General features: G+C 74.7%; 15 protein-coding genes. 13 read left to right on the forward strand and 2 right to left on the reverse strand.

The window, feature by feature from the left end:
* The first annotated feature begins 1 nt into the window (after position 1).
* The 4 genes from alr to JS756_RS09030 all read left to right on the forward strand — a co-directional run bounded on the left by alr (position 2) and on the right by JS756_RS09030 (position 3,434).
* Complete coding sequence (gene alr, locus JS756_RS09015; protein ID WP_205382474.1) at positions 2-1,180, forward strand: alanine racemase; 1,179 nt, start codon at positions 2-4, stop codon at positions 1,178-1,180.
* Between the two features lie 228 nt (positions 1,181-1,408).
* Entirely contained in the window at positions 1,409-2,644 is a 1,236-nt protein-coding gene (locus tag JS756_RS09020; protein WP_205382475.1) for an alpha/beta fold hydrolase, read from the forward strand.
* Positions 2,610-3,122: a tRNA (adenosine(37)-N6)-threonylcarbamoyltransferase complex ATPase subunit type 1 TsaE gene (gene tsaE, locus JS756_RS09025; protein ID WP_205382476.1), complete on the forward strand. Its 513-nt coding sequence runs from the start codon at positions 2,610-2,612 to the stop codon at positions 3,120-3,122. Before JS756_RS09020 ends, tsaE begins: the two co-directional genes overlap by 35 nt.
* Positions 3,123-3,251: 129 nt before the next feature.
* The gene (locus JS756_RS09030; RefSeq protein ID WP_205382477.1) at positions 3,252-3,434 is read left to right on the forward strand and encodes a hypothetical protein; all 183 of its coding nucleotides are present in this window, start codon (positions 3,252-3,254) and stop codon (positions 3,432-3,434) included.
* A gap of 360 nt (positions 3,435-3,794) precedes the next feature.
* On the opposite strand, the gene JS756_RS09035 is transcribed toward JS756_RS09030, so the two are convergent.
* Complete coding sequence (locus JS756_RS09035) at positions 3,795-4,346, reverse strand: hypothetical protein (RefSeq protein WP_205382478.1); 552 nt, start codon at positions 4,344-4,346, stop codon at positions 3,795-3,797.
* A 113-nt stretch (positions 4,347-4,459) separates the two neighbouring features.
* Here JS756_RS09035 and tsaB point away from each other — a divergent pair, with 113 nt between their 5' ends.
* The 7 genes from tsaB (at position 4,460) to JS756_RS09070 (ending at position 10,215) form a co-directional block, all read left to right on the forward strand.
* Positions 4,460-5,116: a tRNA (adenosine(37)-N6)-threonylcarbamoyltransferase complex dimerization subunit type 1 TsaB gene (tsaB, locus tag JS756_RS09040; RefSeq protein WP_205382479.1), complete on the forward strand. Its 657-nt coding sequence runs from the start codon at positions 4,460-4,462 to the stop codon at positions 5,114-5,116.
* Positions 5,117-5,145: 29 nt separating this feature from the next.
* Positions 5,146-5,622 (forward strand): ribosomal protein S18-alanine N-acetyltransferase, encoded by a 477-nt coding sequence (gene rimI / locus JS756_RS09045; protein ID WP_205382653.1) that lies wholly within the window; start codon positions 5,146-5,148, stop codon positions 5,620-5,622.
* On the forward strand, positions 5,615-6,706 hold the full coding sequence (gene tsaD / locus JS756_RS09050) for a tRNA (adenosine(37)-N6)-threonylcarbamoyltransferase complex transferase subunit TsaD (RefSeq protein ID WP_205382480.1): 1,092 nt from the start codon (positions 5,615-5,617) through the stop codon (positions 6,704-6,706). Before rimI ends, tsaD begins: the two co-directional genes overlap by 8 nt.
* Positions 6,703-6,960 (forward strand): hypothetical protein, encoded by a 258-nt coding sequence (locus JS756_RS09055; RefSeq protein WP_205382481.1) that lies wholly within the window; start codon positions 6,703-6,705, stop codon positions 6,958-6,960. The genes tsaD and JS756_RS09055 overlap by 4 nt, the downstream gene beginning before the upstream one ends.
* Before the next feature lie 279 nt (positions 6,961-7,239).
* Positions 7,240-8,295 (forward strand): LacI family DNA-binding transcriptional regulator, encoded by a 1,056-nt coding sequence (locus tag JS756_RS09060; protein ID WP_205382482.1) that lies wholly within the window; start codon positions 7,240-7,242, stop codon positions 8,293-8,295.
* A 235-nt stretch (positions 8,296-8,530) separates the two neighbouring features.
* Positions 8,531-8,887: a YciI family protein gene (locus JS756_RS09065; protein WP_205382483.1), complete on the forward strand. Its 357-nt coding sequence runs from the start codon at positions 8,531-8,533 to the stop codon at positions 8,885-8,887.
* 44 nt (positions 8,888-8,931) lie between these two features.
* Positions 8,932-10,215 (forward strand): RNA polymerase sigma factor, encoded by a 1,284-nt coding sequence (locus tag JS756_RS09070; protein ID WP_205382484.1) that lies wholly within the window; start codon positions 8,932-8,934, stop codon positions 10,213-10,215.
* Positions 10,216-10,279: 64 nt separating this feature from the next.
* Here JS756_RS09070 and JS756_RS09075 read toward each other — a convergent pair whose 3' ends face one another.
* Positions 10,280-11,449, reverse strand: coding sequence for a THUMP-like domain-containing protein (locus JS756_RS09075; protein ID WP_205382485.1), 1,170 nt, complete (start codon positions 11,447-11,449; stop codon positions 10,280-10,282).
* A 91-nt stretch (positions 11,450-11,540) separates the two neighbouring features.
* Between JS756_RS09075 and JS756_RS09080 the strand changes: the two genes are divergently transcribed.
* The gene (locus JS756_RS09080; RefSeq protein WP_205382486.1) at positions 11,541-12,473 is read left to right on the forward strand and encodes a polysaccharide deacetylase family protein; all 933 of its coding nucleotides are present in this window, start codon (positions 11,541-11,543) and stop codon (positions 12,471-12,473) included.
* On the forward strand, positions 12,470-13,288 hold the full coding sequence (locus tag JS756_RS09085; protein WP_205382487.1) for a polysaccharide deacetylase family protein: 819 nt from the start codon (positions 12,470-12,472) through the stop codon (positions 13,286-13,288). The genes JS756_RS09080 and JS756_RS09085 overlap by 4 nt, the downstream gene beginning before the upstream one ends.
* Positions 13,289-13,362: the final 74 nt, after the last annotated feature.

Raw genomic sequence — 13,362 nt, forward strand, 5'->3', positions numbered from 1 at the left:
TATGACTGAGACAGTGGAGAGCCGGCGGACGGCGCCCCTGCGGGCCCGCGCCGAGATCGATCTGGCCGCCCTGCGGGCCAACGTGCGAGCCCTGCGCGCACGGACCCCCGGCGCGGCGTTCATGGCCGTGGTGAAGGCCGACGGGTACGGCCACGGCGCACTCCCGTGCGCCCGTGCGGCGGTCGAGGCCGGTGCCACCTGGGTGGGCGCGGCCACGCCCGAGGAGGCCCTGGCGGTGCGCGCGGATCCCGGCGTGCCCGCCGACGTGCGCGTCATGTGCTGGCTGTGGACGCCCGGGGGGCCCTGGAGGGAGGCGATCGAGGCCGGCATCGACGTCTCCGTCAGCGGTATGTGGGCGCTGCGGGAGCTCGTGGCGGCCGCCCGCACCGCGTCCCGGCCCGCGCGCGTGCATCTCAAGGCCGACACCGGTCTCGGACGCAACGGCTGCCAGCCCGGTGCGGACTGGACCGCGCTCGTCGCCGAGGCGCTGCGGGCGCAGGCCGAGGGACTGCTGACGGTCACCGGCCTGTGGTCCCACTTCGCCTGCGCCGACGAGCCGGGGCACCCCTCCGTCGCCGCGCAGCTCTCCCTCTTCCGGGAGATGACCGCCCACGCGGAGCGGCAGGGCGCGCGCCCCGAGGTGCGGCACATCGCCAACTCCCCGGCCGCGCTGACCCTGCCGGAGTCACACTTCGACCTGGTCCGCCCGGGCATCGCGATGTACGGCATCTCGCCCAGCCCCGAGATCGGCACCCCCGCCGACTTCGGACTGCGCCCGGCGATGACGCTGTCCGCCTCCCTCGCCCTGGTCAAGCACGTCCCCGGCGGCCACGGCGTCAGCTACGGACACCACTACGTCACGCCCGGCCCGACCACCCTCGGCCTCGTCCCGCTCGGGTACGGCGACGGCGTGCCCCGGCACGCGTCCGGTGCCGGACCGGTGCTCGTCGAGGGCAAATGGCGTACCGTCGCGGGACGGATCGCGATGGACCAGTTCGTCGTCGATCTGGGGGGCGACGAGCCGGAGCCGGGCGCGCGGGCCGTCCTGTTCGGGCCCGGCGACCGGGGGGAGCCCACCGCCGAGGACTGGGCCCAGGCCGCCGGCACGATCGCGTACGAGATCGTCACGCGGATCGGAGCACGCGTCCCGCGCGTCCATCACGACGACAGGGACCGGTGAGACCGGCCGGCGACCGCGGTCGGCGGGCGCCGGCCACGCCGGGAGCCCGCTGCGCGGGTTCCGGCGCGGAGCCCGGCCGGCCGGGGCGTACGAGCGGCGCGTTCGCGCCGCCGGCAGCGCCTCCGGCGCGCGCCGAGCGCCGGTGACGTCGGTTCGGCAACGGACCGGGTGAAGGGGCGACGAAGCGGGTAGTCCGCCCGAGGGCAGGACGGCGAGGAGGAGCGGTACGTGAGCGAGAGCACTGCGGAGGCCGTCGCGGCCGTCGCCTCCACCGCGGCGGTGCCCGGCGGCTGGCGCAGGGCGACCGGCCTCGCCGGCGCCGCGATAGGCGTGGTCGCCGCGGGCGCGGCCGCGGGCGTCGCCATAGAGCGGATGACCGTCGGCCGTGGCATGCGGCGCAAGGCCCGGCTGGCACTGGACTCCGCGGGCCCGTACGGGACCCTGCGCGGCACCCCGGGCCGGGCGGCCGCCGACGACGGAACCGAGCTGTACTACGAGGTCGACGACGTCGAGCCGGAGGGCGGATCCGCGCCCCGCAGGCGCCGGCTGTTCGGGCGCAAGGCGCCGCTGCCCGTCACGGTCGTCTTCAGCCACGGCTACTGCCTCAACCAGGACTCCTGGCACTTCCAGCGCGCCGCGCTGCGCGGCGTCGTCCGCACCGTGCACTGGGACCAGCGCAGCCACGGCCGCTCCGGGCGCGGGGTGGCCCAGAACCAGGACCGGGTGCCGGTCGGCATCGACCAGCTGGGCCGCGACCTGAAGGCCGTCATCGACGCGGCCGTGCCCGAGGGCCCGATCGTGCTGGTAGGCCACTCCATGGGCGGTATGACGGTGATGGCGCTCGCCGCCCAGTACCCCGAGCTGATCCGGGACCGGGTCATGGCCACCGCCTTCGTCGGGACGTCCTCCGGGCGGCTCGGCGAGGTGAACTTCGGGCTGCCCCTCGCCGGCGTGAACGCCGTCCGGCGCATCCTGCCGGGAGTGCTCAAGGCGCTCGGCCAGCAGGCCGAGCTGGTGGAGAAGGGGCGGCGGGCCACCGCCGACCTGTTCGCCGGGGTCATCAAGCGGTACTCCTTCTCCGGCCGTGACATCGATCCGGCCGTCGCCCGCTTCGCCGAGCGGATGATCGAGAGCACGCCGATCGACGTCGTCGCCGAGTACTACCCCGCCTTCGCCGACCACGACGAGACCGAGGCCCTGGCCTGCTTCCGGCAGATGCCGGTGCTGGTCCTGGCCGGGCTCGACGACCTGGTGACGCCCAGCGAGCACAGCGAGGCCATCGCCGGCCTGCTGCCCGACGCCGAGCTGGTCCTCGTCCCCGATGCCGGGCACCTGGTCATGCTGGAACACCCGGAGGTGGTCACCGACCGCCTCGCCGACCTGCTCACCCGCGCGGGTGCCGTGCCCGCAGGGGCTACCGTGGGTGGCTATGGAAGCACCAGCAGCACCGCACCCTCACGCTGAGATCCGGCTGACCGTCACCTCCCCCGAGCAGATGCGCGACCTGGGCCGCCGGCTCGCCAAGCTGCTGCGCGCCGGCGACCTGGTGATGCTCAGCGGGGAGCTCGGTGCCGGGAAGACGACCCTGGCCCGCGGGCTCGGCGAGGGCCTCGGCGTGCGCGGTGCCGTCACCTCCCCGACCTTCGTGATCGCCCGCGTGCACCCGTCCCTCGGCGACGGCCCGCCGCTCGTCCACGTCGACGCCTACCGCCTGTCCGGCGGGCTGGACGAGATGGAGGACCTCGACCTGGACGTGTCGCTGCCGGACTCCGTGGTCGTCGTGGAGTGGGGCGAGGGCAAGGTCGAGGAGCTGACCGAGGACCGGCTCCAGGTCGTCATCCACCGGGCCGTCGGCGACACCACCGACGAGGTGCGCCGGGTCACGGTGACCGGAGTCGGGGAGCGGTGGACGGCCGCCGACCTCGGCGTCCTGTCGGCCTGAACACCGCCCGTACGTTCCGACAGGCTGTCGGCAAGATGTTGCGCGGGGCGTGCCCGGCGTGGTCACATGGTATCCCGTTCGTACTTAGGTGTGCCTAAGTACGTCCGCCCCCATGTTGAGGAGGCGTTCATGCCGGCCACCGACAGCACGCCCCCGCCGCACCGCCCCGACGCGGTCGCGGGACCGTCCATGCGGGATCTGCTGGCCGCGTGCGCGGCGGCCGACGCCGTCTCCCGGCCCCCGCGGGACGCCGATGCCCGGGAGGCCGCAGACCGCCCGGCGCAGACCGAACCGCAGCGCAGAGTGGCCTGACCCGCACCACGGTTCGGCGGCGCCCCGAGAAGGGGCGCGGGGAACCGCGCGATCGGCCGCGACGGCGCCGCAGCCGGCCGACGGCGGACCGCGGCATGTTCCGCCGAGCGTCCAGCGGACCACCACGACCCCCTGCGGTGCCGCCCGCGCCACCGCCCTGCGGTGTCAGTGCCCGTACAGGTGGACGATCGCCCCCACGGCGGCGGGAGCCCCGAACGTCCGGACCCGGGCCAACGGGTGGCCGCGGTTCAGCGTCCGGCCCCACCCGTGGCGCCCGGGCACCGCGAGGCGCGGATCATCCCGGTCGCAGTGGAAGATCCCGAACCGGTGGGTTCGTCATGGGGACGCACGGTGCCGGCCCTAGCGGACCACCACGACGCGCCGACCGATCGTCGCGAAGCCCCACATCGCGTCGCCGTCCGCGCGCTTCTCGCGGATGCCGCCGGTGCGCAACGTGCGGTCCGGGGCCCGTGTCGGCTCGCGCACCGTCGCGCTGAAGCCGATGGTCACACCGTCCACGCTGGTGAAGCGCACGACGTGCTCGACGGGCAGGCCGTCGGTGCCGGTGATCGCGTTCGAGCGGGAGGTGACGGCGTAGGTGCCGGGTTCCGGATCCACGGTGCCGGGCTCGACGGTGAAGGTGCGCCGCACCTTGCCGTCACCCCCGACGAGCCACACCCGGTGGTCGTGCACCGCGTACACGACGCGCTGACCGGTGCCCGAACCGGCGGGCAGCGCGGTGGGACTCCGTGTGGCACGGGGCGCCTCGGACGTGGCGGGCTCGCTGCTCGACCGTGGTGCTCCGCCCAGTCCGGCGGGGACGGTCGCGGAGGCCTGCCAGGCGAGGAAACCGACGGTTGCGACGGCCGCCGCGGTGAGCCCGGCCACGATTCCGGAGCTGCTGCTTGCCACCGTTGCCCACCTCAGTGATCGCGTCGTACCTGGTGCCTGCGCCGACCGTAACAGCAGGGGCCGGTCCCACCGGGACGTCCGACACGGAGCCCGCGGCGCCGTAGGCTGTTCGCGTGCTCTTGCTCGCTCTGGATACCGCCACCCCAGCCGTCACCGTCGCCCTGTACGACGGGACGGACGTCATCGCCTCCTCGAGCCAGGTGGACGCGCGCCGGCACGGAGAGCTGCTGCTGCCGGCCGTTGACCGCGTGCTCACCGAGGCCGGCCTCGCGCTGGACGCCGTCACCGGGATCGTCGTCGGTGTCGGTCCCGGCCCCTACACCGGGCTGCGGGTCGGACTGATGACCGCCGACACCTTCGGACTGGCCCTCCAGGTCCCCGTGCACGGCGTGTGCACGCTGGACGGGCTCGCCTACGCCGCGGACATCGACCGGGGCCCCTTCGTCGTGGCGACCGACGCCCGGCGCAAGGAGGTCTACTGGGCGACGTACGCGGATTCCCGCACCCGCCTGACCGACCCGGCCGTGGACCGGCCCGCCGACATCACCGGGCAGGTCGAGGGCCTGCCCGCGGTCGGCGCGGGCGCACTCCTGTACCCGGAGGTCTTCCCGCGCGTGCACGAGCCCGAGCACGTCTCCGCCGCCGCCCTCGCCCGGTTGGCCGCCGAGCGGCTCGCGGCGGGCGTCGAACTGCCCGCGCCCCGGCCGCTGTACCTGCGCCGGCCCGACGCCCAGGTCCCCAGGAACTACAAGGTGGTCACCCCCAAGTGACCGGATCCGACACCGTCGTGCTGCGCGAGATGCGCTGGTGGGACATCGACGCCGTGCTGGAGCTGGAGAAGAACCTGTTCCCCGAGGACGCCTGGTCGCGGGGGATGTTCTGGTCCGAGCTGGCCCACTCCCGGGGCCCGGAGGCGACCCGGCGGTACCTGGTGGCCGAGACCGCCGACGGCCGGGTCGCCGGGTACGCGGGACTCGCCTCCTCCGGCGACGTGGCCGACGTGCAGACCATCGCCGTCGCCCGCGACCAGTGGGGCACCGGCCTCGGCGCCCGCCTCCTCACCGAACTGCTGCGCGCGGCGACCACCTTCGAGTGCGCCCAAGTGATGCTGGAGTGCCGCGTCGACAACGTGCGCGCACAGAAGCTGTACGAGCGCTTCGGCTTCGAACCCATCGGCTTCCGACGCGGCTACTACCAGCCGGGCAACGTGGACGCCCTGGTGATGCGCCTGACCGACCCAGCAACCTCCGTACAAGGAACCGAGATCAATGGCTGACCAACCCCTGGTCCTGGGGATCGAGACCTCCTGCGACGAGACCGGCGTCGGCATCGTCCACGGCACCACCCTCCTCGCCGACGCCGTCGCCTCCAGCGTCGACGAGCACGCCCGCTTCGGCGGTGTCGTGCCCGAGGTCGCCTCCCGCGCCCATCTGGAGGCGATGGTCCCGACCATCGACCGCGCGCTGCAGGAGGCCGGGGTCGCCGCGAAGGACCTCGACGGCATCGCGGTCACCGCAGGACCGGGTCTGGCGGGCGCGCTGCTGGTCGGCGTCTCCGCGGCCAAGACGTACGCCTACGCCCTCGGCAAGCCGCTCTACGGGGTCAACCACCTCGCCTCGCACATCTGCGTCGACCAGCTGGAGCACGGACCGCTGCCGGAGCCGACGATGGCGCTGCTGGTCTCCGGCGGCCACTCCTCGCTGCTGCTGTCGTCGGACATCACCTCCGACGTCCGCCCCATGGGCGCGACCATCGACGACGCGGCCGGCGAGGCCTTCGACAAGATCGCCCGGGTGCTGAACCTGGGCTTCCCCGGCGGCCCCGTCATCGACCGCTACGCCCGCGAGGGCGACCCGGAGGCGATCGCCTTCCCGCGGGGCCTGACCGGGCCGCGCGACCCGGCGTACGACTTCTCCTTCTCCGGCCTGAAGACGGCCGTGGCCCGCTGGATCGAGGCCAGGCGGGCGGCGGGCGAGGAGGTACCGGTCCGGGACGTGGCCGCCTCCTTCCAGGAGGCCGTCGTCGACGTACTCACCCGCAAGGCCGTGCGCGCCTGCAAGGACGAGGGCGTCGACCACCTGATGATCGGCGGCGGCGTCGCCGCCAACTCCCGGCTGCGGGCGCTGGCCCAGGAGCGCTGCGAGCAGGCCGGCATCCGGCTGCGGGTGCCGCGGCCCAAGCTGTGCACCGACAACGGCGCGATGGTGGCCGCGCTCGGCGCGGAGATGGTCGCCCGCAACCGCGCGGCGTCCGACTGGGACCTGTCGGCCGACTCCTCGCTGCCGGTGACCGACCCCCATGTCCCCGGCCGTGACCACGACCACGTGCACGAGGTCAGCAAGGAGAACCTCTACCCGTGACGGTCGCGCTGATGTGGGAGGCCCGGGCCGCGCAGGGGCGCGGCCCGGAGCTGCTGGCCTGGGCCCGGGCCCAGGAACTCGCCGGGACGCCGCTGCGCCGCGAGTTCCTCCGCGCGCCGCAGGACCGGGTCCTCGTGATCACCTGGTGGGACGCCGCGTACGACGCCGAGCTGCCCGAACTGCCGGAGCCGGACGGGGACCTGGTGACCCGGGCGGTGCACCGGTGGCGGTTCGAGTCGCTGGGCCGGGACTGAGCCGCTCGCCCGACCGGACCCGCGCGTGCCCCTGAACGGGACCGCGCGTCCGGTCCGTCGGGCCGAGGGTCCCCCAGAGCCGGGGATCGCCCGCCCGGGCGGCCACGGGTTCCAGAGGGCCTGTTCGGTGGTGCGGCCCCGTGGTGCGGCCACCGAAGGATGCGGCGGGCGCCATGGGGACCGCGAGGCAGAATGTTTCGCCGATCCCCGCGAATCTACCGATCCGCCTTTCGTGGCCGCAGGCTTCGTTCCCGGACGGTCGGGGTTACGATCGCCGCCATGGCAGCCCCGGACTCCGCCGAGACCCAGCGCAAAGGGCGCTCCAGCCGGACCGCGACCCTCGCCGAGATCGCCCGCGAGGCAGGCGTCTCCGCCCCGACTGTTTCGAAGGTCCTCAACGGCCGCGCCGACGTCGCCCCGGCGACCCGCAGCCGCGTCGAGGACCTGCTGCGCGCCCACGGCTACCGGCGCCGCAGGGCCGAGGCCAGCCGCTCGCCGCTGATCGACCTCGTCTTCCACGAGTGGGAGAGCGCGTGGGCGATGGAGGTGATCCGCGGTGTGGAGAACGTGGCGCGCGACGCCGGGCTGAGCGTCGTGCTCAGCGAGAGCGCCGGCCGGCACACTCCGGGCCGCACCTGGGCCGACCAGGTCGCCGCCCGCCGCCCGCACGGCGTGATCCTCGTCCTGTCCGGTCCGGACGAGTCCCAGCGGGCGCTGCTGACCAGCCGGTCCATCCCGTTCGTGGTGATGGATCCGGCCGGCGACCCGGGCGCCGACGTGCCGTCCATCGGGGCCACCAACTGGCAGGGCGGACTCGCCGCGACCCGGCATCTGGTGGACCTCGGGCACCGCAGGATCGCCGCGATCAGCGGACCGCAGCGGATGATGTGCAGCCGGGCCCGGATGGACGGCTATCGGGCCGCGCTGGAGACCGCGGGGCTGCCCGCCGACCCGGCACTGATCCGCACCGGCGACCTCCACCACGAGGCCGGCTACCGCCTGGGCCGCGAGCTGCTGAGCCTGCCCGACCGCCCCACCGCCGTCTTCGCCGGCAACGACCTGCAGGCGCTGGGCCTGTACGAGGCGGCCCGCGAGCTGGGGCTGCGCATCCCCGAGGAGCTCAGCGTGGTCGGCTTCGACGATCTGCCGGTGGCCCGCTGGGTCGGGCCGCCGCTGACGACCGTGCGGCAGCCGCTGACCGAGATGGCCGAGGCGGCGGCCCGACTCGTCCTCGAACTGGGCCGCGGAGGCGAGACGCCGGTGGCGACGCGGGTGGAACTGGCGACGAGCCTGGTCGTGCGGGCGAGCACCCGGGCGCCTGCGACCGGGGGGTGATCCCTTCACGGGGGGGGCGCGGGCCTGTCCGGAGGCCGCTCCGGAACCGGCGGCGGATCCGGGTCGGTGCCCCCTGCCGGGGGCGCCGACCGCAGGCCCGCGGCGCCACCCGGTGGCCGGCCGAAAGAATCTCCCGAAGAAATCCGCGGCACGTGTCGATCGGGCCGGCCCTCGTTCGACGCAAGGGGTGAGAGGCCGGGAAGGACCCGGCCCCGCACCCCACGAGGAGGCCACCATGCCCCGCTACCTGTCGCTCGTGCGCATCGACGAGAACAACGCGCCCGCCGCGGGCCCCAGCCCCGAGCTGATGCAGCGCATGGGCGAGCTGATCGAGGAGATGACCAAGGCCGGCGTCCTGCTCGACACCGCCGGGCTCGCCCCGAGCGCCCAGGGCACCCGGGTCCACTACGAGGGCGGGCAGCTGTCCGTCACCGACGGGCCGTTCACCGAGACCAAGGAGGTCGTCGGCGGCTACGCGCTGATGCAGGCCAAGGACATGCCCGAGGCGATCGAGTGGACCAAGCGGTTCCTGCGGATCCACGAGGAGCACTGGACGGTGACCTGCGAGGTCCGGGAGATCGCGGAGGGCTGAGTCGTCCTTGGCCGGCGGCCCCGCCCGGTGTTGGATGGTGGGCTGTGACACCGCAGCCCACCTCCGGACCCGACGGCGCCACCGGCCCGGGCGGTGCCATCGAGACCGTCTTCCGGCTCGAGTCCCCCCGCGTCATCGCCGCCGTCGCCCGCCTCGTCCGCGACGTCGGCATCGCCGAGGAACTCGTCCAGGACGCCCTGGTCGCCGCTCTGGAGCAGTGGCCGCGCGACGGAGTGCCCGGGAACCCGGGTGCCTGGCTCACGACCGCCGCCCGCCGCCGTGCCGTGGACCTGATCCGCCGCCGCGATACCTACGCCCGCAAGCTCCGGGAGATCGGCCGGGACCTGCCCGAGTCGATCCCGCCGCAGGAGCCCGCCGACCCCGACGACATCGACGACGACCTGCTCCGCCTGGTCTTCACCGCCTGCCACCCGGTCCTGTCCGCCGACGCCCGCATCGCCCTGACCCTGCGGCTGCTCGGCGGCCTCACCACCGCCGAGATCGCCCGCGCCGTCCTGGTGCCGGAGGCGACCGTCGCCCAGCGGATCGTCCGCGCCAAACGGACCCTCGCCGCGAAGAACGTCCCCTTCGAGGTGCCCCGCGGCCCCGACCGCACCGCCCGCCTCGGCTCCGTCCTCGACGTCATCTACCTGATCTTCAACGAGGGCTACGCCGCCACCACCGGCGACGACTGGCTGCGCCCGGCGCTGTGCGAGGACGCGCTGCGGCTGGCCCGGCAGCTCGCGCAGCTCATGCCCGGGGAGCCGGAGGTGCACGCCCTGGCCGCGCTCCTGGAGTTCCAGGCCTCGCGCCTCGCCGCCCGCACCGCCCCCGACGGCGAGCCCGTCCTGCTGCGGGACCAGGACCGCAGCCGCTGGAACCGCATGCTCATCGCCCGGGGCGTGGCCGCGCTGGACCGCGCCGGCGCCACGGCCGCCGGCGCCCCCGGCCCGTACGCCCTCCAGGCCGCCATCGCCGCCTGCCACGCGCGCGCGTACACCTACGACCAGACCGACTGGGCCGCCATCGCCACCCTCTACGGCCTGCTCGCCGCCCGCACCTCCTCCCCGGTCGTCGAGCTGAACCGCGCGGTCGCCGTGTCCATGGCCGAGGGCCCGGCCGCGGGCCTGGAGGTCGTCGACGCCGTCGCGGACCAGCTGGGCGGCTACCACCTGCTGCCCAGTGTCCGAGGCGACCTCCTGCTGCGCCTGGGGCGTGCGGAGGAGGCCCGCACCGAGTTCGCACGTGCCGCGTCCCTGACCGGCAACGAGCGGGAACGGCACCTGCTGCTGCTCCGGGCCGCCCAGGCGGCGGGCAGCGCCTCGTAGGCGCTGCCGTCCGGGCCCGCCCGCCCCGGCCCCGAGGCGGGCGGCGCGAGCACGGCGACGCGGCTCAGGCGGGGTGCCCGAGCAGCATCGACGGCGCCCCGGCCACCCGGGTCAGGAAGACGGTCACCGCGCGCCGGCCGTGCGCCTTGGGCAGCACCTTGCGCCGCAGCTCCTCCGGTTCGACGGCCGACCCCCGCTTCTTCACGGTCAGTACGCCCACCTCCCGCTCCCGCAGCAGCGCCTTCAGCTTCTTGACGTTGAAGGGGAGTCGGTCGGTGATCTCGTACGCCGTGGCGTACGGCGTCGGCCTCAGAGCGTCGGCCGTGACGTACGCGATGGTCGCGTCGAGCAGCCCGCCGCCGACCTCCTCGGCCACCTCGGCGACCAGATGGGCGCGGATCACCGCGCCGTCGGGCTCGTACAGGTAACGGCCCACGGGACGCACGGACGGGTCGGGCAGGCCCCGCCCGGCCAGGCTGCGCGGCCCGGGCAGCAGGGTCGCCCGTACCCCTCCCGGCCGACCGGCGCCGAACCACAGCACCGCCTCCTTCACGTCCCCTCCGTCCGAGATCCACTCCGCCTCGGCGTCGCCGGGAACCGCATCGTGCGGGATGCCGGGCGCGACCTTCAGCGCGGCGTGCGGGTGCTGCCGGGCCGCCTCGACGGCCCACGACAGCGGCGGCGAGTACGCCTCGGGGTCGAAGATGCGGCCCCGCCCGCCGCGTCGCGCCGGGTCGACGAAGACCGCGTCCCAGGAGGAGGTGTCGACCTGTGTCACGTCCGTCTCCCGCACCTCGATCAGATCCGACAGCCCCAGTGCCTCGGCGTTGGCGCGCGCCGCGGCGGCCGTCAGCGGATCCCGGTCCACCGCCAGCACCCGGATCCCGGCCCGGGCGAGCGCGATCGCGTCCCCGCCGATGCCGCAGCACAGGTCGGCGACGGACGTCACGCCCAACTCCCCGAACCGTTCTGCCCGGTGGGCCGCGACACTCGCCCGCGTCGACTGCTCCACCCCGTTCGGTGTGAAGAACATCCGCCCGGCGTCCTCGGGCCCGAACTTGGCCGCCGCACGCTGCCGCAGCCGCGCCTGGCCCAGCGCCGCCGACACCAGCTCGGCAGGGTGGCTGCGGCGCAGACGGGTGGCGACGGCGAGTTCGTCTGCGGGGTCCGTGTCGCGCACCTCGTCGAGGAGGGCACGGCCTTCGGGCGTCAGGAGCGGGGCGAGGTCGTTCACCGGCTCATTGTGGGCCAGTCGGTGGACGGCGTGCCGCCCGGCGGCGCGGCCGGGCCGGGTTCTCCACGGCGACCTGCGAGGATCCGGCGCCATGCGAGTAGTCGTACAAAACGATGAAAGGGGGGCGGGTCGGCGCGGAGCGGTCAGAGCCGGGCTCGCCGCACTCACCGCCGCCGCCGTCGCCTCCGGCTGCGCCCAGGGCGACGCCTCCGGCACCCGCCCCGCACCGGGCCAGCAGCAGGCGCAGTCCGCGACGCCGGCCCGCGCCGCCGACTCGTACGCCGCGGGGCAGCGTGCCGCCCGTGCCGCCCGCGCCGCCGCCGCCAAGCGCTGGGGCCTGTCCGAGGCGCCGCTCGTCGCCCCGCCGCCGCCCGCGAAGAAGCCGCGGATCACCACCCGGGACGGCTTCGAGGTCGACGACCACGAGGAACTGGGCCTGCCGCCCGTCTTCACCACCGTCCCCACCAAGAAGAAGATCGTCTTCCTCACCGTCGACGACGGTGCCGAGAAGGACCCGGCCTTCCTGCGCATGATGGGCGACCTGAAGATCCCCTACACGGCCTTCCTCAGCGACTACCTCATCAAGGAGGACTACGGCTACTTCAAGAAGATGCAGGCCAAGGGCGTGGTCCTGAACAACCACACGCTCCACCACCGCTACCTGCCGGGCCTGTCGTACGCCGCTCAGAAGCGGGAGATCTGCGGCATGCAGGACGTGATCGAGAAGCGGTACGGCACACGCCCCACCGTCTTCCGCCCGCCCTACGGCAACTACAACCAGGACACCCTGCGCGCCGCGAAGGCCTGCGGCATCCGGTACGCCCCGCTCTGGGACGAGGAGGTCTACGTCGACCACTGGGAGTACCGCGAGTGGGACCAGGACCTCCACCCCGGCGACATCGTCCTCACCCACTTCCGTGGCCGCAAGGACTGGAAGGGCACGATGCCCGACATGATCCGCCGGTTCCTGAAGAAGGTGACCGCCGAGGGGTACGCCGTGGCCCGCCTGGAGGACTACCTGTGAGCAGGCGGGGGCGGGCGGCCGTCCTGCTGGCCGTGCTGACGCTGCTGTGGGTGCCGGGGTGCGCCCGGTCCGTCGACCCGATCCAACGGCTCGGCAGGAAGGCCGCGGAGCGGGTCCGCTCGCACGGCCCCACCCCCCGACAGCCCTATCGCCGCTGGGGACTGACGGCTCCTCCGGCCCCGCCCCCGCAGCCCGCCGCGCGCCGACCGGCCCCCGCCGCCGGACCCGGCCTCCCTCCGGTCGTCCGCCACGTCCCGACCCGCGACAAGGTCGTCTTCCTCACCTACGACGACGGCGCCGAACGCGACACCCGGTTCGTCGGCATGGTCCGCGAACTGCGCCTGCCGGTGGCGGTGTTCCTCACCGACAGCGTCGTCGGTCCGGGCTACGGGTACTTCGCGGGCCTGCGCGCGGTCGGCGCGGGCATCCAGAACCACACCCTCGACCACTCGGCCCTGCGCGGCCTGCCCTACGCCGCCCAGCGTGCGGAGATCTGCGGCCAGCAGGACAAACTCCGCGCCCGCTTCGGCCTCCGCCCCCGCCTCTTCCGCCCGCCCTACGGCACCTACGACACCACGACCCTGCGGGCCGCCGCCGACTGCGGCATCTCCGCGGTGGTCCTGTGGCGGGCCGCACTGGAGGGCGACGGGGAACTGTCCTGGGCGGACGGCCCGCACCGGCTGGAGCCCGGCGACGTCGTCGCCGTGGACCCCGACCGGGCGACCGGCCTCACCCTGCAGGAGCGGACGGCGCGCCTGCTCAGGGAGATCCAGGCCAGGGGTCTGACGGTGGGACGGCTGGAGGACTACCTGTGAGAACCGCGGGGACGGGCGGCGCCGGGCGCGCGGGCGGCGAAACCGGCGACTGCGGGCCGGGGCCGAGGTGCGGG

This window comes from Streptomyces actuosus, from assembly GCF_016921115.1.
GTDB classification, from domain to species: domain Bacteria; phylum Actinomycetota; class Actinomycetes; order Streptomycetales; family Streptomycetaceae; genus Streptomyces; species Streptomyces actuosus_A.

What these genes read in the sequence shown, in the direction of transcription:
- alr (WP_205382474.1), top strand. Translation starts at nt 2, where the DNA reads ATGACTGAGACAGTGGAGAGCCGGCGGACGGCGCCCCTGCGGGCCCGC.
- tsaE (WP_205382476.1), top strand. Translation starts at nt 2,610, where the DNA reads ATGGAAGCACCAGCAGCACCGCACCCTCACGCTGAGATCCGGCTGACC.
- JS756_RS09030 (WP_205382477.1), top strand. Translation starts at nt 3,252, where the DNA reads ATGCCGGCCACCGACAGCACGCCCCCGCCGCACCGCCCCGACGCGGTC.
- rimI (WP_205382653.1), top strand. Translation starts at nt 5,146, where the DNA reads ATGCGCTGGTGGGACATCGACGCCGTGCTGGAGCTGGAGAAGAACCTG.
- tsaD (WP_205382480.1), top strand. Translation starts at nt 5,615, where the DNA reads ATGGCTGACCAACCCCTGGTCCTGGGGATCGAGACCTCCTGCGACGAG.
- JS756_RS09060 (WP_205382482.1), top strand. Translation starts at nt 7,240, where the DNA reads ATGGCAGCCCCGGACTCCGCCGAGACCCAGCGCAAAGGGCGCTCCAGC.
- JS756_RS09065 (WP_205382483.1), top strand. Translation starts at nt 8,531, where the DNA reads ATGCCCCGCTACCTGTCGCTCGTGCGCATCGACGAGAACAACGCGCCC.
- JS756_RS09080 (WP_205382486.1), top strand. Translation starts at nt 11,541, where the DNA reads ATGCGAGTAGTCGTACAAAACGATGAAAGGGGGGCGGGTCGGCGCGGA.